This is a genomic window from Pseudarthrobacter sp. GA104 (assembly GCF_009741265.1).
GTDB lineage: Bacteria > Actinomycetota > Actinomycetes > Actinomycetales > Micrococcaceae > Arthrobacter.
Genome location: NZ_WOWL01000001.1, coordinates 1432208 through 1453271, shown reverse-complemented (window position 1 = coordinate 1453271; position 21064 = coordinate 1432208). Strand labels below are relative to the sequence as shown.

Below are 21064 nucleotides of genomic sequence, written 5' to 3'. Positions count from 1 at the left end.
CGAGGGTTGGCTGGGATGCCAAATCGAGGGGCGTGTAATCTCGGCTACTAGACCGGTATAGGTGACCTTCGTCACTTTGTCGTAGGATTTCAGCCTAAAGTTCCTTGATTTCCCGCGGAATTACATTTCTGTGGCCTCAAATCGTCAGCATACGTCCCAAAAACCCCAGTGGTCCGGACCATAGCATTTAGGACACACCGATGAACCCGAGGAAGGGAACCGAAATGGGCGATCTGGCGCAGAAGCCGCTGCTTGAGAAAGCACCCACCACACATGCCGGTCTGCTGGCGTGGGTCGAAGAGGTTGCAGAGCTAACGCAGCCGGACCGCATCTACTGGGTGGACGGGTCCGAAGAGGAAAACACCCGGCTGACCGATGAGCTGGTGGCAGCCGGCACCCTGACACGGCTGAACCAGGATCTCTTTCCGAATTCCTTCGCTGCCTTCTCCGACCCCGCAGACGTAGCCCGCGTTGAGGAGCAGACGTTCATCTGCTCGGAAAACAAGCGCGACGCCGGGTTCACCAACAACTGGATGGCTCCCGCCGAGATGAAGGAAAAGCTGCGCGGGTTGTTCGCCGGCTCCATGCGCGGCCGCACCATGTACGTCATCCCCTTCGTCATGGGCCACCTTGAGGCTGAGGACCCCAAGTTCGGCGTCGAGATCACGGACAGCGCCTACGTTGTTGCCTCCATGCGGATCATGGCCAACATCGGAACCGCGGTGCTGGACAAGATCACCGAGACCAACGCGTTCTTCGTCCCTGCCCTGCACTCGCTGGGGGCCCCGCTGGAACCCGGCCAGGCCGACGTCGCATGGCCCTGCAACCCGGACAAGTGGATTGTCCACTTCCCCGAGGAACGGTCCATCTGGTCCTTCGGCTCGGGCTACGGCGGCAACGCCCTCCTGGGCAAGAAGTGCTACGCCCTCCGCATCGCCTCCGTGATGGCCCGCGACGAAGGATGGCTGGCTGAGCACATGCTCATCCTCAAGCTCACCTCGCCGGAGAAGAAGTCGTACTACCTGTCGGCGGCCTTCCCGTCGGCCTGCGGCAAGACCAACCTGGCCCTCCTGGATCCCACCATTGAAGGCTGGGAAGTCGAGACCCTCGGCGATGACATCACCTGGATGCGGATCGGCAAGGAAGGCGAACTGCGCGCCACCAACCCGGAGGCCGGCCTGTTCGGTGTCGCTCCGGGCACCGGCTGGGGCACCAACCCCAACGCCATGCGCGCCATCGCCAAGGGCCACAGCATCTTCACCAACGTGGCCCTCACGGACGACGGGGGCGTGTGGTGGGAGGGCATGACGGACGACGTTCCGGCCCATCTCACCGACTGGGAGGGCAACTCCTGGACTCCGGATTCGGACAAGCCTGCCGCCCACCCGAACTCCCGGTTCTGCACGCCCATCTCCCAGATCGACATGCTGGCCGAGGAATACTACAGCCCCGAAGGCGTGGAGCTTTCCGCCATCCTCTTCGGCGGCCGCCGCAAGACCACGGTTCCCCTGGTGACCCAGGCCCGCAGCTGGACAAACGGCATCTTCATGGGCTCCACGCTCTCCTCGGAGACCACGGCCGCCGCAGCCGGCCAGGTGGGCAGGCTCCGCCGCGACCCCATGGCCATGCTCCCGTTCATCGGCTACGACGCCGGCGACTACCTCAAGCACTGGATCAGTGTTTCCGGGAAGGCCAACCCCGAGCGGCTGCCGCACATCTTCCTGGTGAACTGGTTCCGCCGCACCGCCGACGGCGGCTTCGCCTGGCCGGGCTTCGGGGACAACGCCCGGGTCCTGAAATGGGCCATCGAGCGTATCGAGGGCAAGGCCGCTGCCGTGGAGACGCCTATCGGCTACGTTCCCACCGGTGACTCGCTGGACCTCACGGGCCTGGACCTTACCCACGCACACGTGGAGGAGGCTGTCCGCGTGGACCGGGAGGAATGGGACGCCGAGCTGGCGTCCATCGAGGACTGGTACGCGCAGTTCGGCGATTCACTCCCGGACGCGCTGCGTGCCGAGCTGGAAGCCCTGAAGGAACGCATGGCTGACCACAGCTGACCAGCCGGCATCAAGCAGGCATAACGACGGCGGCGCCGCACCTTTTGGGAAAAAGGTGCGGCGCCGCCGTCGTTCCCCCACCGGCCCGCCATCGATTGCTCCGCACCTGTCGTTATGGAACTCCAAAACGACAGGTACGGAGCAATCGATTCAGCTGGCGAGCCAGATGTCGGGGCCGAACACTTCGTAGTGGATCCGGGTGGCCGGGATGCCGGCGTTGATGGCTTCGTTGCGGATGTTCTTCATGAACGGCAGCGGGCCGCACAGGTACAGGGACGCATCCGCCGGCAGATCCACCTCACGCAGGGACATGAAACCTTCCCTGGCTCCGTCCACGGGCTCTTCGAGCCACAGCTGAAGCTCGGCGCCGTCCAGGCGCTCGACGTCGTCCGTCATCTGGCTGCGCAGCGCCCAGCTGTCCAAGGTGCTTTCCGCGTGGAGCACCAGCACCTGCCGTTCGGACCCGGCCTCTGCCAGGGACCGAAGGATGGAAGCGGTGGGGGTGCAGCCGATGCCCGCGGACGCCAGCACCACCGGCCCGTCGCCCTCCTTGAGGGTGATCTCGCCGTAGGGGTTGGAGATCTCCAGGACGTCGCCAACCTGCACGTTGTTGTGGAGCACGGGGGAGACCTCGCCGCCGTCGTCAAGCTTGGTGGTGAAGCTTCGGCTGGTGCCGGCCTCGTCGGAGAGCGAGTACTGGCGCACCTGGCGAAGGCCTTCCGGCAGGGTCACCTTGACGCTGATGTACTGGCCGGGAAGGGCCGGGGTGACCGGGGTGTCGTCGGCCGGTTCGAGGGTGAAGGTCATGGAGCCTGCGCCGGCGGGGGTCTTGGCCGCCACGCGCCACGGCATCCACATCCGGTCATTGGCCTGGGCGGCGTAGAGGCCCTTTTCGAGCTTGATCAGGGCATCGGCCATCAGCCAGTACACCTCGGTCCAGGCTTCCGCGATTTCCGGGGTGATGACCTCCGCCAGGTCCTCGGCGATCGCGGCGAAGAGGTGCTCGTAGACCACCTGGTACTGCGGTTCGGTGATGCCCAGGGAAGCGTGCCGGTGGGCAATGCGGGAGAGGACGGTCTCGGGAAGGGTGCCCGGGTTGTTGACCAGGTGGGTGGCGAAGGCCGCGATACTGCCTGCCAGCGCCTGCTGCTGGTTGCCGGAGCGCTGGTTGGAGCGGCTGAACAGGCCGTCCAGGAGTTCGGGGTGGGCGGCGAACAGGCGGGCGTAGAAATTGGGGGTGATAGCGCCGATCCGGGATCCGACGAGGGGCAGCGTTGCTTCAATGACGGGGCGGGATTTTTCCGAGAGCATGGGAACTCCTGAGGTAGTGACCGGGGCCTTCGTCCGGCCTTTGCGAATACCTGCATTCAAAATGCTGGTTTTCATACCCAATTTCTACATGTTGTAGAAGATGGAAGCAAATCGCCCGGTAATACAGGCCTGGCCCGGGTATCAGAGCCCCGGGCGGAGACCGATCATGCTGAAGACCGGGGCCATTTGGCCGGACACGGGGAGGTCCGCAATGTTGACGGAATCGAGTTCGTGGTAGAACGCCTCGCGTGCCCGGGACAGCGCGGAGCGGAGCCGGCATTCGTTGATCAGGGGGCAGTTCCCGCCGGGAGCCACGCAGTCTGCCGCGTCGGTCCGGGTATCGAGCTGCCGCAGGACCTGCCCCACGGTGGCATTGCGGCCGGCGTGGCTGAGGCGGGAGCCGCCGGTCCGGCCGCGGACCACCTCGAGATATCCGAGGGTGCGCAGCTTCGCCATGGCTTTGCTGACGTGGTTGTAGGGCGTCCCTACGGAGTCGGCGATGTTCTGCGTGGTCAGCAGGGCACCCGCGGGAGCTGCCGCAAGCACCATGAGGGCGCGCAGGCTGACGTCGGCGAAGGCGTTGATCTTCATGGCGGCGCGGCCGGTCTAGTCCACCCAGATCGCGGGCTCGCTGGCGTCGGCCGCCAGCTCCCCAAATTCCCATGTCTGGGTGCCCGCGTTCGCCGAGTAAGGCAGCACGGCAGCAAAGACAGAGCCGTCGCGGTGCTCCGCCGCCACGTGGATGGCGTCCGAGTCCTCCTCCACCAGCAGGATGTCGCAGACCACGGCGGCAGCCCGGAAGTCCTCCCGGTTCTGCCGCAGCAGGGCTGTGAGGTCGCTGATCATGGCGTCGGCATCAAAGTCGCCGTCCGAACCTTCCGCGGCATCTGCCGGCGAGACGGCCACCAGCCGCACCTCGCCGTCGTTCTGGACGGTCAGGGCGAAGGGCAGGAAGCCGCCGCTGCGGTGGAGTTGCTCCTGGGCGGCACTGACGCCCGTGCCCAGGAGGTTCTCCAGATCCGTGGCGGTGGCTTCCGGCACCGAGCCGCGCCAGGAGCCCTGTTCTTCGGAGCCCGGCTCCGGGGACTGTGTCACGCTTGCCTACGCCCGGACAATCGACAGGACCCGGTCCCGGACCCGTTCCATGGTGGCGCGGTCGGTCGCCTCGGCGTTGAGCCGGAGGAAAGGTTCGGTGTTGGACGGACGCAGGTTGAACCAGTAGCTGCCGTCATTGGCCGTGAACGTGCTGCCGTCCAGGGTGTCGATGGTGATGTCCTCGTCCGCGAAGGCAGCGCGTACGCGCTCGACGGCGGCGGGCTTGTCGTCGACCTCGGAGTTGATCTCGCCCGAGCTGACGTACGGCTCGTACTCGCGGCCCAGTTCCGAGAGGGGGCCGTCCTGTTCGCCCAGGGCTGCCAGGACGTGCATGGCCGCCAGCATGCCCGTGTCCGCGTTCCAGAAGTCACGGAAGTAGAAGTGGGCTGAGTGCTCCCCGCCGAAGACCGCGCCTTCCTCCGCCATGACCGCCTTGATGAAGGAGTGGCCCACGCGCGTGCGGACTGCCCGGCCGCCGTCGTGCTCCACGAGCTCTGACACGGCGCGCGAAGTGAGGAGGTTGTGGATGATCGTGGGGGTTGCCTCGCCCAGGGCCTTGGCGCGGGCAATCTCGCGGCGCGCCACCATGCCGGTAATGGCCGACGGCGACACGGGCTCGCCCTTCTCGTCCACTACGAAGCAGCGGTCGGCGTCGCCGTCGAACGCCAGGCCGATGTCCGCACCGTGTTCCACCACTGCCGCCTGCAGGTCGCGGAGGTTCTCCGGTTCCAGCGGGTTCGCAGGGTGGTTGGGGAAGGAACCGTCCAGCTCGAAGTACAGGGGGACGATGTCCAGGGGCAGCTTGGGGAGCAGGGTGTCGCCCAGCACTGCAGGGGTGGTGAGGCCTGCCATGCCGTTGCCGGCGTCCACAACAACCTTCAGCGGCCGGGAACCGGACAGGTCCACGAGCTTGCGGAGGTATTCGGAATAGTCCTTGAGGACGTCGCGGACACCGATGAGGCCGCGCTTCGCCGCGGCCGGGATGGTGCCGGTGTTGAGGTACTGCTCGGCGAGGGCCTGGATGTCCTTAAGGCCGGATTCGGAAGAAATGGGAACGGCTCCGGCCTTGGACATCTTGATGCCGTTGTAGCCGGCCGGGTTGTGGCTGGCGGTGAAGGTGGCGCCGGCGCGGTTCAGGTAACCGCAGGCGAAGTACAGTTCGTCCGTGGAAATCAGGTCCAGCAGCTCAACGTTGGCGCCGCGGGTGGCTGCGCCGTTGGCGAAGGCCTTGCTGAATTCCGGGGAGGACGGGCGCATGTCGCCGCCCACCAGGATGGTCTGGCCTTCGAGCTGGAGGACGTCCACGAAGGCGGCGCCCACGGCTTCGACGATTTCGGCGGTGATGGACTCGCCCACGATGCCACGGACGTCGTACGCCTTGAAGGATGCCGAAAGGTCAAAAGTCGTTGTCTGTTCGCTAGTCACGGGCTTTATCTTACGTGGGCCGCGGAAGTGGCTGTGGAGGACGGGTGGGGGCCGGCGTATGTGACGCGAAGCTGCGGTGGCGGGGTTTCCACATAGGGCGCTCCCGTGTGCCTCGTGTCGGAGGTGGCTGGGATACTGAATCAATGGTCGATAACCAGCACGCCACCAACCTCATTGAACCCGCAACCGTTCCTGAACCGGCAAATGCCGGCGTCCTTCCTTCTTCGGCAACCCACGCGCAGGCGCTCGCCGTTCTCCGTGAGCTGGTGGGCAACCAGGCAGCCGGTTTCCACGAGGGCCAGTTTGAAGCCATCGAGGCACTGGTGGACGACGGCCGCAGGGCTTTGGTGGTGCAGCGCACGGGTTGGGGAAAATCGGCAGTCTATTTCGTGGCCTCCCTGCTCCTGCGCCGCCGCGGGGCCGGACCCACGCTCATCGTGTCGCCACTCCTCGCCCTCATGCGGGACCAGGTAGCCGCGGCTGCCCGGGCAGGGGTCCGTGCCGTGGCCATCAACTCCGCGAACCAGCTGGAATGGGACACCGTCCGCGAACAGCTCGCCGCTGACCAGGTGGACGTCCTGCTCGTGTCCCCGGAACGGCTGACCAACCCCTCCTTCCGCGAAAACCAGCTTACCGAACTTATCCGGCGCACAGGCCTGCTGGTCATCGACGAGGCACACTGCATCTCGGACTGGGGCCACGACTTCCGGCCCGACTACCGCAGGATCGCCGACCTGATAACCCAGTTGCCGGATTCGGTTCCCGTGCTGGCCACCACAGCCACCGCCAACTCCCGGGTGGTTCACGACATCGAAGAGCAGCTCGGCGCCGGCGTCCTCACCATCCGTGGTGCGCTGGGCAGGGATTCGCTGCGGCTGGGGGTCCTGTCACTTCCTGATGCCAAGCAGCGCCTGGGCTGGCTGTTGACGCATCTGGCCGACCTTCCCGGCAGCGGCATCATCTATACGCTGACGGTGTCCGCGGCGGAGGACACAGCGCGCCTCCTGGCGGAGGCCGGCCACGAGGTGCTGGCCTATACCGGGCGCACGGACCCCGCAGACAGGGAACGCGCCGAACAGCTCCTGAAGGACAACGAGGTCAAGGCGCTGGTTGCCACGTCCGCGCTAGGCATGGGTTTTGACAAGCCCGATCTCGGCTTCGTGGTCCACCTCGGAGCGCCGTCCTCGCCGGTGGCTTACTACCAGCAGGTTGGGCGTGCCGGCCGTGGGGCGGCGAACGCCGATGTCCTGCTCCTGCCGGGTCCTGAAGACCGGGACATCTGGCAGTACTTCGCCACAGCTTCCATGCCGTCGGAGGAAAAAGCCGCCGCCGTCCTCACGGCGCTCGCTGAAGCAGGCACCGCACTGTCCACAGTTGCCTTGGAAGCCAGGGTGGACCTTCGACGCACTCCGCTGGAACTGCTGTTGAAAGTCCTCTCAGTGGATGGCGCCGTGGAGCGGGTGGGCGGTGGATGGCGGTCCACTGGCCGGCCCTGGGCATACGACGCCGAGCGGTACCGGCGGATAGCTGAGGCCCGCGTGGACGAGCAGGACTCCATGGTGATCTACCAGGACACTGCCGGCTGCCGGATGGAATACATCACGTCCGTCCTTGATGACGAGACCGCCCACGCCTGTGGCAGGTGCGATAACTGCGCCGGCCGGTGGTTCCCGGCGGAGATTGCCGAGCAGGCCACCGCGGCGGCCGGCCAGACCCTCAGCAGGGCGGGCGGAGTACTGGAATCGCGGCTGCAGTGGCCCAGCGGCATGGACCGCCTTGGTGTTCCGGTGAAGGGGAAGCTCAAACCTGCAGAAGGAGTCTCCGAGGGGCGGGTCCTCGCACGGCTGACAGACCTGGGCTGGGGCGGGGCATTGCGGGAGCTGTTTGCGGCCGGCGCGGGGGACCGGCCCGTTGACCCGGGCATGCTTCAGGCATGCGTCCAGGTACTGCGCGAATGGGCCGGCGGTGACCCGCGCAACCCCGCGTGGAGCGGGGCCGGACGGCCGGCCGCCATTGTTAGCATCCCGTCGCGGGGCAAGCCTGAGCTGGTGGGGTCCCTTGCGAAGGGAATTTCGGAGATCGGACGCATCCCGTACCTGGGCGAGCTTCAGTTGGCGCACGGTGGCCCTACGGGAAACCGCGGGGGCAACAGCGCCTACCGGCTGGCGGGGGTGTGGGACCGTCTGGTGGTGGGGCCGGAACTTGAGGCCGCGCTGGGCTCGTTGCAGGGCGGCAGCGTGATGTTGGTCGATGACATCGTGGACAGCAGGTGGACGCTCACCGTGGCCGGCCGGGCTCTTCGCCAGGCCGGGGCTGGTGCTGTGCTTCCGCTGGTGCTGGCCCAGGCGGGCTGACTCTGGGTTCGCTAACCTAATCCGGCAGGGCTTGGACCCCGCAGGGCCTGGACGCGCTGCGCCTGGACCCCGCAGGGCCTGGACGCGCTGCGCCTGGACCCCGCAGGGCCTAGACCCGCTGGGCCCCGCGCCGGCTGACTTCCGCTCCGGCATGCCGTGGCAGGAACAGGCTGTCCGCCGTGCTCGCCAGCATCAGCACCGCCATGGCGAGGAATGCGCCGCGGAAAGGTCCGGCGGAATCAGCTGGAAAGCTGTTGAGCCCGTCGAACAGCCGGATGAGCAAGGCCCCAATGGCAATGCCCGCAGCAGTGGCGAGCTGGACCAGGGTGGCAGACACAGTATTTGCCGAGGTGAGCTGCGCCGGCGCGATGTCGGCGTACTGGACCGACGCGTAGGCGGAGAACCCGATTGAGCGGAAGGCGCCGCTGCAGACCAGCAGGGCAAACGTCAGCGGCTCTGGCGTTTCTGCCGTGAGCAGGGCGCAGAGGATGAACGTGGCTGCAGAGGCAAGGGAGGCGAAGACGAGCATCGCCTTGAAGCCAAAGCGCCGGATCAGCGGCGTGGTGGCCGGCTTGATGCCGATGTTGCCGATGAAGACGGCCGCCACCATGGCACCTGCGTGCAGCGGGGACCAGCCGAACCCGGCCTGGAACATCAGCGGCAGCAGGAAAGGGACGGAGCTGATGGCCAGCCGGTAGGCGAACCCGCCGGTGGCCATCGCCCTGAACGTGCGGGTGCTGAACACCCCGAGGTCAAAGAGTGGATTGGGGGTCCTGCGCATCCAGAACACGGCGCAGGCTGCAGCCGTCACGCCGAAACCTGCGCTCAGGGCCGCCCAGGGGGCGGCAGGATGGGCGCTCACCAGTTCAAGGCCAGCCACCAGGGCGCCCACGCCCAGCGTGGTAAGGGACAAGCCCACCCAGTCCAGCCGCCGTCCGCCGTCGCCCGCGGCAGCAGGAACCAGCCGGAGTGCCGCAAGCAGTGCGGCCACACCCAGCGGGAGGTTGATCAGGAAGATCCAGTGCCAGGAAAGATAGGTGGTCAGGGCCCCGCCTACCAGCGGTGCGAGCACTGGCGCCAGGAGCCCGGGCCACACCAGGAACGCAGTGGCGCGCAGGAGGTCCGCCTTCGGCGTCCCGCGAAGGACCAGCAGGGTTCCCACCGGTACCATCATGGCGCCGCCGAATCCCTGCGCGGTCCGGCTGAGGGTGAGGACAACCAGGTCCTGGCTGAGCGAACAGGCCAGGGATGCTGCCGTGAAGATCGCAATGGCAAGGCAAAAGATGCGTCGGGCACCAAAGCGCTCAGCCAGCCAGCCGCTGAGCGGGATACCCATGGCAACGGTCAGCAGGTACGCCGTCATGGTGATGTTGACGTCCGCGGCGGGCACCCGGAAGTCGGCAGCGATGTTGGGGATGGCCGTGGTGAGGACTGTGCCGTCAAGGAACTCCATGAAGAAGGTGGCGGCCACCAGGAGCGCCAGGCGGGGGTTCCACGCCTGCACCGTGCCGTGCGCCTCATCCACCGTGTCGCTTGCTGCCATCCGACAATCCTGCCACCGCCGGGACGGGCAAGGCGCCGGGTGTCCGTCCCACGGACGGATACGTCCGGGTCGTTGAACCTGCCGGGGAACGCAAAAGGCCCCGGTCCAGGACCGGGGCCAAACGCGGAGACGGGGGGATTTGAACCCCCGGTGGAGTTGTGCCCCACACTTCATTAGCAGTGAAGCCCATTCGGCCGCTCTGGCACGTCTCCAATTGCTATTCCTAGCCCACCAAGGATACGCAGAACGGGGCATGCAGTGCAAAACGGATCGCCCGGGCCTCCAAAGGACTTCCCGGCTGCCCGGTGCGGGCTTCACCCCGGCGGCTGTCCGCCCCGGACCATCCTGATTTCGCGAAGGTCTTCCCACCCGGGAATCACGTCGGCGGCGCCGTCAGGTTCAAACCCGAAGTGCCGGTAGAAGCCAATGGCGCGCTGGTTGTCGGCGGCCACCCACAGGCTCGCCGCCTCATTGCCCAGCGCTGCCGCCAGGAGGCGGCGGCCCAGGCCCAGCCCCTGGTGCGACGCCAGCAGGTACAGCCCCCACAGTTCCAGGTCCCCGGACGACGGCGGCGCAAACCCGTGCGACGCGGCCCCAGGCTCCCTGCGGATGCCGGCAAACCCAACTACCGTGCCGCCGTCGGACGCCACCCAGGCATGCGCGGGTTCGGCGGCTTCCAGCAGGTGGCGCCACAGCTGCAGCCGCGAACCGGTCTTCTGCGAGGCCAGGAACCCGTCGGACAGCATCCCGCGGTAGGTCTCCTGCCAGCAGAGGACGTGAACCTCGGCCAGCCGCTCCACGTCGGAGGCCGCCGCCCGCCGCACCTCGAGCGCCATCGCTACGAGGCCCCGCCCGCCAGTGCCTTCCACAGGAAGTGCTGGCTGCGGGCCTGCAGCGCCGCAGCCTGCCGGTTGTCCGACGCCCCTGCGTGGCCGCCCTCCAGCGCCTCGTGGAACCAGACGTTGGGGATGCCCATGGCCAGCATGCGGGCTGCCATCTTGCGCGCCTGGACGGGGCCGACCCGGTCGTCGGAGGTGGCCGTCCAGATAAACGTCTCCGGGTACTCAACCCCGTCCTTGAGCAGGTGGTAGGGGGAAAAGGTCTTGATGTACTCCCACTGTTCCGGGACGTCAGGGTCGCCGTATTCGGCAATCCAGGAGTGCCCGGCCGAAAGCCTGGTGTAACGGCGCATGTCCAGCAGCGGCACGCCGCATGAGACAGCTCCGAAAAGCTCCGGGTACCGGGTAAGCATGTTGCCTACCAGCAGCCCCCCGTTGGACCCGCCGACGCAGCCCAGCCGCTCCCGTGAGGTGACTCCCCGGGACAGAAGATCCCTCGCAACGGCCGCGAAGTCCTGGTACGCCTTGTGCCGATTCTCCTGCAGCGCCGCCCGGTGCCACGACGGCCCGTATTCGCCGCCGCCGCGGATGTTTGCCACGACGTAGACGCCGCCCCGGGAGTGTGGTGCCCCGCCGTCCGCGTTTGGCGCCCCGGACGTGCGCCGTTCCAGCCAGGCCCTGCCCACCGTGCCGCTGTACGCCGGCGTGCGCGAAACCTCGAATCCGCCATATCCGGAAAGCTGGGTGGGGTTCTGCCCGTCCAGGGCCAGGTCCCGGGAAGCCACCTGGAAATACGGAACCCGGGTCCCGTCGTCGGACACGGCGAAGTGCTGCTGCACTTCATAGCCGCCGTCATCGAAGAACGACGGCGACGCCTTGACCACCGCGTGCCGGCTCACCACGCCGGGGGGACCGGACGCCGCACGCTCCAAGCTGCCGCGCAGCAGCGTGGTAGGCGTGGTAAAGCCCGTGGCGACGAGCCAGAAGTCGTTGCCCGCACCGCCGTCGGCCTCGTCTTCGTCGTCCACCGCGTAGGCGTTGACGTCATGCAGCGGCGGGCAGGCATCCAGCGGCGACGACGCCCACGCGGCCTGGGCATTGTGCGTTGGCCGGGAGGGATCCAGCACCCGGATTTCGGAGGACACGTCCTTCAGGAGGTTCAGCAGCAGGAAGTCCCGGGTCCAGCTCCAGGACTGCAGGGACGTATTCGCATCCGGGGTGAACAGCACGGCCAGGTCGGCTGAACCGGCCAGGTAATCCTCGAACCGGGCAGCGAGGAGCGAGCCCGCCGGGTACGTTGACGTGCCACGCACCCAGTCCTGGAGCGGCCGGAACAGCAGCCATTCCCGATGCGCGCTGACATTCACATCGGTGGGCACATCGATCTGGACCCAGGATCCTTCACGCAGCACCAGGTTCCTGCGGTTGAAGAAATCGATGTAGTCAACGGCGAAGGTGCGCTCAAAACCGGGGGTGGAATCGTGGGCAACCACGGCCATCATGTGGTGCTCGGGGACCTCGAACAGCCGCGGCGCTCCGGCCAGGGAATCCCCGCGTTTGAGCGTGACGGCCGCCCGGGCGTAGGAGGAAGCGGTCTTCGGCAGTCCGTCCGCGGTGGAGGCCACCAGCAACGTTTCCGCGTCCAGCCAGGAAACGTTTCCCTTCGCCGTCGGCAGGTCAAAACCGCCCTGGGCGGGGTCCACGAAAGTCCTGCCCTCCACGTCGAATTCGCGGTACCGGTTGGCGTCGCCGCCGTCGGGGGAGAGGGCAAGAAGTGCATGCCGGTACGGTTCCCCGGAAGCGGGGCGCAGGAAGGTGGCGCCGTGGAAAACCCATTCCTGGCCCTCGGCTGCCGCCAGCGCGTCGACGTCGAGCAGCACATCCCACTCGGGGGAATCCGTGCAGTAGCTCTCCCAGGTGGTGCGCCGCCACAGGCCCTTGGGGTTCTTCGCGTCCTTCCAGAAGTTGTAGTACCAGTCACCGCGCTTCCCCACCATGGCGATCCGGTCCGTGGAGTCCAGCACCTCCAGGATGCTGCCTTCCAGTCCGGCGTAGTCCGCGTCCTCCAGGAGGTCCTCCGTGCGCGAATTCTGCTCTTTCACCCAGGCAAGCTGCTCCTCGCCGTAAATGTCTTCGAGCCAGGCGTTTTCGTCAGTGGGCTCGGGCGCGATGTCCCGCGGGCCGGTTCCGGAGGGGTTGCCGGTTCCGGAGGCGGGCGCTGGATCAGCTTCAGTGGTGGTCATGCGCCCCATCCAAACAACACCGCGGACGGCTGGCAAGTCAAGCGTTCAGCCCACACTCTGTTTCCAGCCCGTACGCTGGATGGCGTGGAAAAAACGCAGAGCATCCGGACCGCCATCATCGGCGCAGGTCCGCGGGGCACCAGCGTGCTGGAACGCCTGCTTGCCCGCCGTGCTGCGCAGATCGCTTCCGGTGCAGGAACGGTGCGTCTCCACATCGATGTCGTCGACCCCTTTCCGGCGGGCCCGGGGCACGTGTGGCAGCCGCAGCAGTCCCGGCTGTTCCTGATGAACACGCAGTCCTTCTACCCCACGCTGATCCCCGAGGACCCTGACCTGGCGCCGCCGGTCGCAGGAACCACCTTCGACCTGTGGCGGGCGCGCCAGCAGCGCAACCCCTCGCCGTCCCTGGGAGGGGAGGACCTCGCTGAACTGGCCGCCCTGGGCCCGAACGGCTTTCCCAGCCGGGCCCTCTACGGCCGCTACCTCCGCAGCACGCTGGAGGAGCTGACGTCCAAAGCGCCCGACGGCGTCACCATCGACTTCCACGAAACGTCGGCACAGTCCGTGCGCCCCGCGGGGGACGGAACGTTCGACGTCGGCCTGGCCACTGGAGACAGGCTGCGCACCGACGCCGTGGTGCTTGCCTTGGGCCACGTCCCGTCCCGCCTGAACCCCGAACAGCGCGAACTGCAGGCGTCGGCCAAGCGGTTGGGCCTCCGATACTTCCCGCCGGCTGTACCTGCGGACGTGGACTGGTCCCTGGTTCCCGCAGGGGAGCCCGTCCTGGTCCGCGGCATGGGCCTGAACTTCTTCGACACCATGGTGCAGCTGACCGAGGGCCGCGGCGGAAAATTCATCAGCAACGGAACGGCGCTCAGGTACGAGCCTTCGGGCCAGGAACCGCGGATCATTGCCGCCTCCCGCCGGGGAACGCCCTACCGGGCGAAAGCTGCCCTGGACGGCTACTACCCGGCGTCGGTCACCCTGCGCTACTTCACCGAAGCGGCGCTGGAACGGTTCCGCACCGCAGGAATCCGCCCGGCGTTCGACCACGATTTCTGGCCGCTCCTGCACCGTGACGCTTTGTGGGCGTACTACTCCACCCTGGTGCGTTCCCAGCCGAACGCGGTACCGGATCCGGCGGCCTTCCTCGCCGCACTCGATGAGGCGCTGCATCCGCACGCGCACAGTGCCGCGAACTGGGAAGACAGCGTGGAGAGTGTGCTGGCCGTGCACGTGGGGCCACGGCACCGGCTGGACCTGCCGGCGCTCGCCGCACCCCTTGCCGGACGATCCTTTGCCTCACGCACCGAACTCGATGCCGCCGTCGTCGACTACCTGCTGGACGACGCCCGCCGGTCCGCGCTCGGGGAAGATGACCCCGTGAAGATGGCCATTGGGGCACTCCACCACGGGCGCGCCGTGCTGAAGACAGCAGTGGCCGACGGCGGCATCACCGATGAATCCTGGGTGGCGGGACTGCGTGGCTGGTTCGAGTCGTTTGTGGAAGGACTCGCCAGCGGGCCTCCGGCCCTGCGCTCCGAGCAGCTGGCGGCGCTGGCCAGGGCGGGGGTGGTGAGCTTCGTGGGTCCAGACCCCAAGTTCTCAGTGGACCGGAAGAACGCCGCCTTCACGGCGTCTTCACCTTGGGTGGCCGGAGCTCCGGTGGCTGCCCGGACCATGGTGGAGGCGCTCGCGCCCGGTAACCGGGTCTCGGCCAGTGATTCGCCGGTGCTGGAGCAGCTGCTGGCGGACGGCCTGGTCCGGCCGCGGCTGATGATGACGGTGGAGGGTGCCCCCGTGCAGTCCACCGGCCTGGATGTGGTGCCGCATCCCTACCGTCCCGTGGCAGCCAACGGCTCGGTGACCGGAGGCCTGTACGTGCTGGGACTCCAGCTCTCATCGGTCCAATGGGGCACGGCCATCGCCGCCGAGGCCATCCAGCCCGGCGGCCCAAACTACCGCAGTGGCCAGCGGACCCTTCGCGACGCGGACGAAATCGCCGGGGCAATACTCGCGCTGTAACTGCCCGGAGGTTGCTTCAAGCAGTCGGAACCCGGCGCCCGCAGGCTTTTGCCGGCAAAACGAAGGACCCCTGCCGGCCAGCATGCTGGCGGACAGGGGTCCTGTTTCGCGGAAGGTAAGAGATTCGAACTCTTGGTACGGGGTTACCGCACACTAGTTTTCAAGACTAGCTCCTTCGGCCGCTCGGACAACCTTCCTCACCCAGTAGTGTTTCATAGGCACTTGCCTGCAACAAAACAGAACCCGGAACGCGTCCGGTGCACACTGGTTGCACGCAGTATTCAGTCAGAAACGGGAGTGTTCCATGAAAGCCGTCTACATTTCGGAGCCTGGCGGCCCGGAAGTTCTGGAGGTCCGCGAGGTGGAGGCCCCGGTACCGGGTCCCGGAGAGGTGCTCATCGACGTCGTGGCGGCCGGCCTGAACCGGGCGGACGTGCAGCAGCGGAGGGGTTTGTACCCGCCGCCTCCCGGCGCATCGGAAATTCCGGGCCTTGAAGTATCCGGCCGGATCGCCGGGTTCGGTCCCGGCGTCACAAAGGCATTCTCCCTCGGTGACAAGGTGGTGGCGCTGCTGGCCGGCGGCGGGTATGCGCAGCAGGTGGCGGTCCCGGCCGAGCAGGTCCTTCGGGTGCCCGACGGCGTTGACCTGGTGACCGCGGCCGCCCTTCCCGAGGTTGCGGCCACTGTCTACTCCAACCTGGTGATGACGGCCCAGCTGCAGGCAGGCGAGACCGTCCTGATCCACGGGGCAACGGGCGGGATCGGCACCATGGCCATCCAGCTCGCCAAGGCGCTCGGCGCCAAGGTTGCCGCAACTGCAGGATCCGACGAAAAAGTGAGCACGGCGAAAGCCTTCCTGGGGGCCGACATCGCCATCAACTACGCCGAGGAGGACTTTCCGGAAAGCCTTCGCCGCCAGAACGGGGGCAAGGGCGCAGACGTGATCCTCGACGTCGTGGGCGCCAAGTACCTGGCCCAGAACGTGGACGCGCTCGCTGACTACGGACGCCTGGTGGTGATTGGACTTCAGGGCGGAAGGAAGGGGGAGCTCGACCTGGGGCAGCTGCTGAAGAAGCGCGCCGCCGTCGTGGCCACCGCCCTGCGGCCGCGGCCGGTAGCGGAAAAAGGCGCCATCATGAACGCCGTCCGCGACGCCGTGTGGCCGCTGGTCAGCAACGGATCGGTCAGGCCGCTGGTGGCAAAGACGTTCCCGCTGGACCAGGTGCGCGCCGCCCACCGGTATTTCGACACCGGCGACCACGTGGGCAAGGTCCTGTTGGTCATGTAGGTCCGGCACACCGACGCCCGCCAAGTACAAGGAACAGCATGTCCATCCGCCACAGCCTCCTCGCCCTGTTGGAGGACCAGCCCCGCTACGGCTACCAGCTGCGGGTTGAATTCGAGAACCGCACCGGTGCCACCTGGCCCTTGAACATCGGGCAGGTGTACACCACGCTGGACCGGCTGGAACGCGATGCGCTGGTGGCCAGGGACGGCGACGACGGGAACGGCCACGTGGTGTACAGCATCACCGCAGCCGGCAGGACCGAAATCCGGAACTGGTTCGCGGCACCGGTGGAGCGGAACAACCCGCCCCGCAACGAACTGGCCATCAAGCTGGCGCTGGCCGTCACCCTGCCCGGCGTCGACGTCAAGGCCATCATCCAGAGCCAGCGGGTGTCCTCCATGAAGTCGCTGCAGGACTATTCGAAGGCCCGCCGGGACATGGCGCTGAACCAGCGCGCCGGTGACACCGCGTCGCTGCTGGTCCTGGACTCACTCATCTTCCAGGCGGAGGCGGAAGTCCGGTGGCTGGACTTGTGCGAGGCCAGGATGATCCAGCAGGGACAGGGGAAATAGGTCACACAATTGGGTCTTTTTGAATGACCCGGACAGGCATACCGTAAGTCCCAGGAACCGTCCGGCCGGGCGGTGGAACAAACGGAGGAAGCTCATGACAACGCACGTCGCCGACTGCAGCGTAACGAACTGTTCCTTTAATGACCACACCAACTGCAACGCCGCCGCCATCACTGTGGGCGGCGCCGAAAACCACGCCCGCTGCGCCACGTTCATCGAGACCGGCATCCACGGCGGACTGCCCAAGGTCCTTGCCGACGTCGGGGCGTGCCAGCGCGCCGAGTGCGTCCACAATGACCACCTGATGTGCAAGGCCACCGAGGTCCACGTCGGCCCCGGCGCCGACAACGCTGACTGCCTCACCTACTCACACGCGTAAGGGGGCAGCTTTACGCAGTTCCCACGAGCCAAGGCCTCCGCCCGGACCTTCCGGACGGGGGCCTTGCCTGCGTTGACGCAGGCACAACTGGCAGCCCGGGTCCGGTCGTTCGTCGCCGCGTCCACTCCGCTCGCCGCACGTTTCTGCGGCAGCCGGCAGAATGCCTCCGGATTGTGACTGCGGCTTGGTAGGGTGCGTGACAGAAGACGCATAACAATCTCAAGGAGGAGACATGGCCGAAACGCCTGATCAGCGGGGTAGTGCATCCGGAGGCAGGGGCGTGGCCGCCACCGACCCGGCGCTGCCGCCGACAGCGGTGGATGAAGCGGTCCGGGAGGCCGAAGAGCGGAAATGGACGCCGGGAAAGATCGCGTTGTGGGCTGCGATTGCCCTCCTCGGCGGCGTGGCATGGTTCATGCTGGCCATCGTCCGCGGCGAAACCGTGAACGCCATCTGGTTCGTGTTCGCCTCCGTGTGCACCTACCTGATCGGCTACCGCTTCTACTCCAAGGTCATCGAGCGCTACATCACCAGGCCTGATGACCGCCGCGCCACTCCGGCGGAGTACAAGGCCGACGGCAAGGATTATGTCCGGACGGACCGCAATGTCCTGTTCGGCCACCATTTTGCCGCCATCGCCGGCGCCGGGCCGCTGGTGGGCCCGGTCATCGCGGCCCAGATGGGCTACCTGCCGGGCACTATCTGGATCATCATCGGCGTCGTCCTTGCCGGCGCCGTCCAGGACTACCTTGTGATGTTCTTCTCCATGCGGCGCGGTGGCCGTTCCCTGGGCCAGATGGCACGCGAGGAACTGGGCGTTATCGGCGGCACTGCCGCCCTCATCGCCACCCTGCTCATCATGGTGATCATTGTGGCCATCCTGGCCCTCGTCGTCGTCAACGCCCTGGGCGAGAGCCCATGGGGCGTCTTCTCCGTCGGCATGACCATTCCGATTGCGCTGTTCATGGGCATCTACCTCCGCTACCTGCGGCCCGGCAAGGTGATGGAGGTTTCGCTGATCGGCTTCGTCCTGCTGATGGCTGCCATTATCGGCGGCGGCATCGTGGCGGAAACCCCGTGGGGGGCGGACATCTTCAGCCTCGACAAGGTGACCATCGCCTGGGGCCTGATCATCTACGGCTTCATCGCCGCCATCCTGCCCGTGTGGCTGCTCCTGGCACCGCGTGACTACCTCTCAACGTTCATGAAGATCGGTGTGATCGTGATGCTGGCGCTTGCCATCATCGTGGTCCGGCCGGAGATCACCGTTCCCGCGTTCAGCGAGTTCGCCAGCAGGGAAAACGGTCCGGTGTTCCCGGGCGCCCTGTTCCCGTTCCTGTTCGTCACCATTGCGTGTGGTGCCTTGTCCGGCTTCCATGCACTGATTTCGTCCGGTACCACACCCAAGCTGGTTGAAAAGGAGCGGCAGACCCGTTTCATCGGCTACGGCGGAATGCTGATGGAGTCCTTCGTGGCAATCATGGCCCTGGTGGCGGCAATCTCGATCGACCGCGGCCTTTATTTCGCCATGAATTCCCCCGCGGCGCTGACCGGCGGCACGGTGGAGACAGCAGCCACCTGGGTCAACAGCCTGGGCCTGGCCGGGGTGAACATCACGCCTGACCTCCTGAGTGAAACCGCCGCCAACGTGGGTGAAGAAAGCATCGTTTCGCGTACCGGTGGCGCTCCCACCCTGGCCGTGGGACTTGCCCACATCATGCAGCAGTTCATCGGCGGCACGGCCATGATGGCCTTCTGGTACCACTTCGCCATCATGTTCGAGGCCCTTTTCATCCTCACCGCTGTGGACGCCGGCACCCGGGTTGCCCGGTTCATGCTGCAGGATTCGATCGGCAACTTCATCCCCAAGTTCAAGGAACACTCCTGGCGTCCCGGAGCCTGGCTCTGCACCGCCATCATGGTCGGTGCCTGGGGCGCTGTGCTGCTCATGGGCGTCACCGATCCGCTGGGCGGCATCAACACGCTGTTCCCGTTGTTCGGCATAGCCAACCAGTTGCTTGCCGCGATTGCACTGTCCGTGTGCCTGGCCATCGTGGCGAAGCGAGGAACGTTCAACTACCTGTGGATCGTCGCGCTGCCGCTAACGTTCGCCGCCGTGGTCACCATCACGGCGAGCTACCAGAAGATCTTCTCGTCCACCCCGGCTGTCGGCTACTTTGCCAACAACGCGGCCTTCAGCAAGGCCCTGGCCGAGGGCAAGACCTCGTTCGGCACCGCCAAGACGGTCCCGGCCATGGAGGCCGTGGTCAGGAACACGGCGATCCAGGGCTGGCTGTCTGTGATCTTCGTGGTGCTGAGCATCATCGTGATCGCGACGGCGCTGCTCGCCACTGCCAAAGCGTTCCGCAACCGCGGGGACGCCGCCGCCACGCGCGGCAACGAGGACCCCGCCCGCCCGTCGCGTGTCTTCGCCCCTGCCGGACTCATTCCCACTCCTGCCGAGCGCGAGTTGATGGCTGAATGGGAGAAAGTCCCCGCGGAACTGAGGTTCGAAAGGGCGGGCCACCACTCATGACGGCCGGACTCGTTGTGCTCAAGCGGCGGTTCCGCGGCTTCGCCCAGTACTTCAGCGGAGTCCTGGGCGCGGACGCCTACGCCAAGTACCTCGAGCACCACAGGGCGGCCGGGCACGGGGAGGCGCCCCTCACGGAGCGTGAGTTCTGGCGTGACCGGACCGACCGCCAGGACAGCAACCCCCAGGGCCGGTGCTGCTGATTGAGCTTGCAGCGTACAAGCCGCCGGGAGGGATCATCCAGGGGTTCCGGGTGGATCGCTCATGAGAGTATGAACGCATGAGCGATCCACGAGACACTCAATCAGCCGAGGACCTCCCGGTAGAAGGCACTCCCATCGATGAGTGGCAGCCGCCGGTGCCCCCGCCGTCCGCACCTGCCGATCGCAGGAAGCCCAAGGGCAGCAACATCCAGGACCTGGTGGATGAACCGGCCAAAGTCATGCGGATCGGAACCATGATCCGGCAGCTCCTGGAAGAAGTGAAGTCTGCACCGCTGGATGAGGCTGCGCGGGGCAGGCTTGCTGAGATCCACGCGCGCTCCATCAAGGAGCTGGAGGACGGGCTGGCTCCTGAACTGGTGGAGGAACTGGACAGGATCAGCCTGCCCTTCCCCGACGAGGGCACGCCTTCCGACGCTGAACTCCGGATAGCCCAGGCCCAGCTTGTCGGGTGGTTGGAGGGATTGTTCCACGGCATCCAGACGGCCATCGCTGCCCAGCATGCGGCCCGGGAGAATGCGGCCGCGCAGATGCAGCTCCGCCAGCTGCCGCCCGGCACCATGATCGCCCCGGGAGTGGTCATCGGCGAGAACGGGGAACCGCAGCGCGCCGGCGCCGGCGCGCGCTCCGGAAGCCCTGCTCGGCCTGGCCAGCGGGACGACCCGGACCACGGTCCCGGACAATACCTGTAGGCTCCGCTTGGGCTTTTTCAGCGCCGCCAGGCAGGGGCGCAAGGACGACGCGGAGCTGGGCCAGGGGCTATGGCGCCGGGCCCATGACCGTTTCCAGCGGGGACTGGACCGCTTCCACCAGGTTCTTGAGGGCGTGGAGGACGACCAGCTGTACGCCGAATTGCTGGAGATCGCCAATGAACTGGCCAGCCTCCTCGAACGGGTACGGCTGGTATGCATGGAAGCGCAGCGGCGTTCGCCCAACGACAGCCTCAACATCCCTGCGGCCCTTTCCGGGGTACACCGCGCCCTGTCCAAAGCCGGCAACTCCCTGGCGACGACGGCGGAAGCGGCCGCCATGCTCCGGCTCGCCGTGGGCCCCGTCCCGGTAGGTGCAGCCTCGGTCCGCCGCCGGGCCGAGTCCGTATTCCAGCAGGTGGCCGACGCCGAACGGCACCTCAGCGAAGAGGGTTCAGGACCGCAGCAGTTGGGTATTCCCGGTTAA

General features: G+C 66.8%; 17 protein-coding genes and 2 tRNA genes. 10 read left to right on the top strand and 9 right to left on the bottom strand.

Annotated features, from left to right (window positions below; all coding sequences use genetic code 11):
- Positions 1-224 precede the first annotated feature (224 nt).
- A complete protein-coding gene (locus GK109_RS06460) occupies positions 225-2060 on the top strand; it encodes a phosphoenolpyruvate carboxykinase (GTP) (protein WP_157242707.1) in 1836 nt (611 codons plus the stop codon).
- Positions 2061-2210: 150 nt separating this feature from the next.
- Here GK109_RS06460 and GK109_RS06455 read toward each other — a convergent pair whose 3' ends face one another.
- The 4 genes from GK109_RS06455 to GK109_RS06440 all read right to left on the bottom strand — a co-directional run bounded on the left by GK109_RS06455 (position 2211) and on the right by GK109_RS06440 (position 5891).
- Positions 2211-3371: a globin domain-containing protein gene (locus tag GK109_RS06455; protein ID WP_157239161.1), complete on the bottom strand. Its 1161-nt coding sequence runs from the start codon at positions 3369-3371 to the stop codon at positions 2211-2213.
- Between the two features lie 141 nt (positions 3372-3512).
- Positions 3513-3962, bottom strand: coding sequence for an Rrf2 family transcriptional regulator (locus tag GK109_RS06450; RefSeq protein ID WP_157239159.1), 450 nt, complete (start codon positions 3960-3962; stop codon positions 3513-3515).
- Positions 3963-3977: 15 nt separating this feature from the next.
- Positions 3978-4466: a hypothetical protein gene (locus GK109_RS06445; protein ID WP_370460439.1), complete on the bottom strand. Its 489-nt coding sequence runs from the start codon at positions 4464-4466 to the stop codon at positions 3978-3980.
- Positions 4467-4472: 6 nt separating this feature from the next.
- Positions 4473-5891 carry a phosphomannomutase/phosphoglucomutase gene (locus GK109_RS06440; protein WP_321215343.1) on the bottom strand — a complete coding sequence of 473 codons (1419 nt, stop codon included), beginning with the start codon at positions 5889-5891 and terminating at the stop codon, positions 4473-4475.
- 143 nt (positions 5892-6034) lie between these two features.
- Here GK109_RS06440 and GK109_RS06435 point away from each other — a divergent pair, with 143 nt between their 5' ends.
- The gene (locus tag GK109_RS06435) at positions 6035-8245 is read left to right on the top strand and encodes a RecQ family ATP-dependent DNA helicase (RefSeq protein WP_157239157.1); all 2211 of its coding nucleotides are present in this window, start codon (positions 6035-6037) and stop codon (positions 8243-8245) included.
- A 109-nt stretch (positions 8246-8354) separates the two neighbouring features.
- Here the strand turns inward: GK109_RS06435 and GK109_RS06430 are convergent, their stop codons facing one another.
- From GK109_RS06430 to GK109_RS06415, 4 genes are all read right to left on the bottom strand, one after another.
- A complete protein-coding gene (locus GK109_RS06430; protein ID WP_157239155.1) occupies positions 8355-9788 on the bottom strand; it encodes an MFS transporter in 1434 nt (477 codons plus the stop codon).
- A 124-nt stretch (positions 9789-9912) separates the two neighbouring features.
- A tRNA-Ser gene (locus GK109_RS06425) sits at positions 9913-10000 on the bottom strand.
- Between the two features lie 102 nt (positions 10001-10102).
- Positions 10103-10624: a GNAT family N-acetyltransferase gene (locus GK109_RS06420; protein ID WP_157239153.1), complete on the bottom strand. Its 522-nt coding sequence runs from the start codon at positions 10622-10624 to the stop codon at positions 10103-10105.
- 2 nt (positions 10625-10626) lie between these two features.
- Positions 10627-12870, bottom strand: coding sequence for a prolyl oligopeptidase family protein (locus GK109_RS06415; RefSeq protein WP_157239151.1), 2244 nt, complete (start codon positions 12868-12870; stop codon positions 10627-10629).
- 84 nt (positions 12871-12954) lie between these two features.
- Between GK109_RS06415 and GK109_RS06410 the strand changes: the two genes are divergently transcribed.
- On the top strand, positions 12955-14895 hold the full coding sequence (locus tag GK109_RS06410) for an FAD/NAD(P)-binding protein (protein ID WP_370460438.1): 1941 nt from the start codon (positions 12955-12957) through the stop codon (positions 14893-14895).
- A 109-nt stretch (positions 14896-15004) separates the two neighbouring features.
- On the opposite strand, the gene GK109_RS06405 is transcribed toward GK109_RS06410, so the two are convergent.
- Positions 15005-15092 (bottom strand) — tRNA-Ser (locus GK109_RS06405).
- A gap of 107 nt (positions 15093-15199) precedes the next feature.
- On the opposite strand from GK109_RS06405, the gene GK109_RS06400 reads away from it, so the two are divergent.
- The 7 genes from GK109_RS06400 (at position 15200) to GK109_RS06370 (ending at position 21064) form a co-directional block, all read left to right on the top strand.
- Complete coding sequence (locus tag GK109_RS06400; protein WP_157239150.1) at positions 15200-16183, top strand: NAD(P)H-quinone oxidoreductase; 984 nt, start codon at positions 15200-15202, stop codon at positions 16181-16183.
- Positions 16184-16221: 38 nt separating this feature from the next.
- Positions 16222-16755: a PadR family transcriptional regulator gene (locus GK109_RS06395; protein WP_157239148.1), complete on the top strand. Its 534-nt coding sequence runs from the start codon at positions 16222-16224 to the stop codon at positions 16753-16755.
- Positions 16756-16849: 94 nt separating this feature from the next.
- On the top strand, positions 16850-17134 hold the full coding sequence (locus GK109_RS06390; RefSeq protein ID WP_157239147.1) for a DUF1540 domain-containing protein: 285 nt from the start codon (positions 16850-16852) through the stop codon (positions 17132-17134).
- A gap of 232 nt (positions 17135-17366) precedes the next feature.
- Positions 17367-19670: a carbon starvation CstA family protein gene (locus GK109_RS06385; RefSeq protein WP_157239145.1), complete on the top strand. Its 2304-nt coding sequence runs from the start codon at positions 17367-17369 to the stop codon at positions 19668-19670.
- Positions 19667-19870, top strand: a complete 204-nt coding sequence (locus GK109_RS06380; protein WP_157239143.1) for a YbdD/YjiX family protein — start codon at positions 19667-19669, stop codon at positions 19868-19870. Before GK109_RS06385 ends, GK109_RS06380 begins: the two co-directional genes overlap by 4 nt.
- Positions 19871-19947: 77 nt before the next feature.
- Entirely contained in the window at positions 19948-20580 is a 633-nt protein-coding gene (locus GK109_RS06375) for a bacterial proteasome activator family protein (RefSeq protein ID WP_157239142.1), read from the top strand.
- Positions 20581-20587: 7 nt separating this feature from the next.
- The gene (locus GK109_RS06370) at positions 20588-21064 is read left to right on the top strand and encodes a hypothetical protein (RefSeq protein ID WP_157239140.1); all 477 of its coding nucleotides are present in this window, start codon (positions 20588-20590) and stop codon (positions 21062-21064) included.

Coding starts and splice junctions, on each gene's coding strand:
- GK109_RS06460 (WP_157242707.1), top strand. CDS start 225: ATGGGCGATCTGGCGCAGAAGCCGCTGCTTGAGAAAGCACCCACCACA.
- GK109_RS06455 (WP_157239161.1), bottom strand. CDS start 3,371: ATGCTCTCGGAAAAATCCCGCCCCGTCATTGAAGCAACGCTGCCCCTC.
- GK109_RS06450 (WP_157239159.1), bottom strand. CDS start 3,962: ATGAAGATCAACGCCTTCGCCGACGTCAGCCTGCGCGCCCTCATGGTG.
- GK109_RS06435 (WP_157239157.1), top strand. CDS start 6,035: ATGGTCGATAACCAGCACGCCACCAACCTCATTGAACCCGCAACCGTT.
- GK109_RS06430 (WP_157239155.1), bottom strand. CDS start 9,788: ATGGCAGCAAGCGACACGGTGGATGAGGCGCACGGCACGGTGCAGGCG.
- GK109_RS06420 (WP_157239153.1), bottom strand. CDS start 10,624: ATGGCGCTCGAGGTGCGGCGGGCGGCGGCCTCCGACGTGGAGCGGCTG.
- GK109_RS06415 (WP_157239151.1), bottom strand. CDS start 12,870: ATGACCACCACTGAAGCTGATCCAGCGCCCGCCTCCGGAACCGGCAAC.
- GK109_RS06400 (WP_157239150.1), top strand. CDS start 15,200: ATGAAAGCCGTCTACATTTCGGAGCCTGGCGGCCCGGAAGTTCTGGAG.
- GK109_RS06395 (WP_157239148.1), top strand. CDS start 16,222: ATGTCCATCCGCCACAGCCTCCTCGCCCTGTTGGAGGACCAGCCCCGC.
- GK109_RS06390 (WP_157239147.1), top strand. CDS start 16,850: ATGACAACGCACGTCGCCGACTGCAGCGTAACGAACTGTTCCTTTAAT.
- GK109_RS06385 (WP_157239145.1), top strand. CDS start 17,367: ATGGCCGAAACGCCTGATCAGCGGGGTAGTGCATCCGGAGGCAGGGGC.
- GK109_RS06380 (WP_157239143.1), top strand. CDS start 19,667: ATGACGGCCGGACTCGTTGTGCTCAAGCGGCGGTTCCGCGGCTTCGCC.
- GK109_RS06375 (WP_157239142.1), top strand. CDS start 19,948: ATGAGCGATCCACGAGACACTCAATCAGCCGAGGACCTCCCGGTAGAA.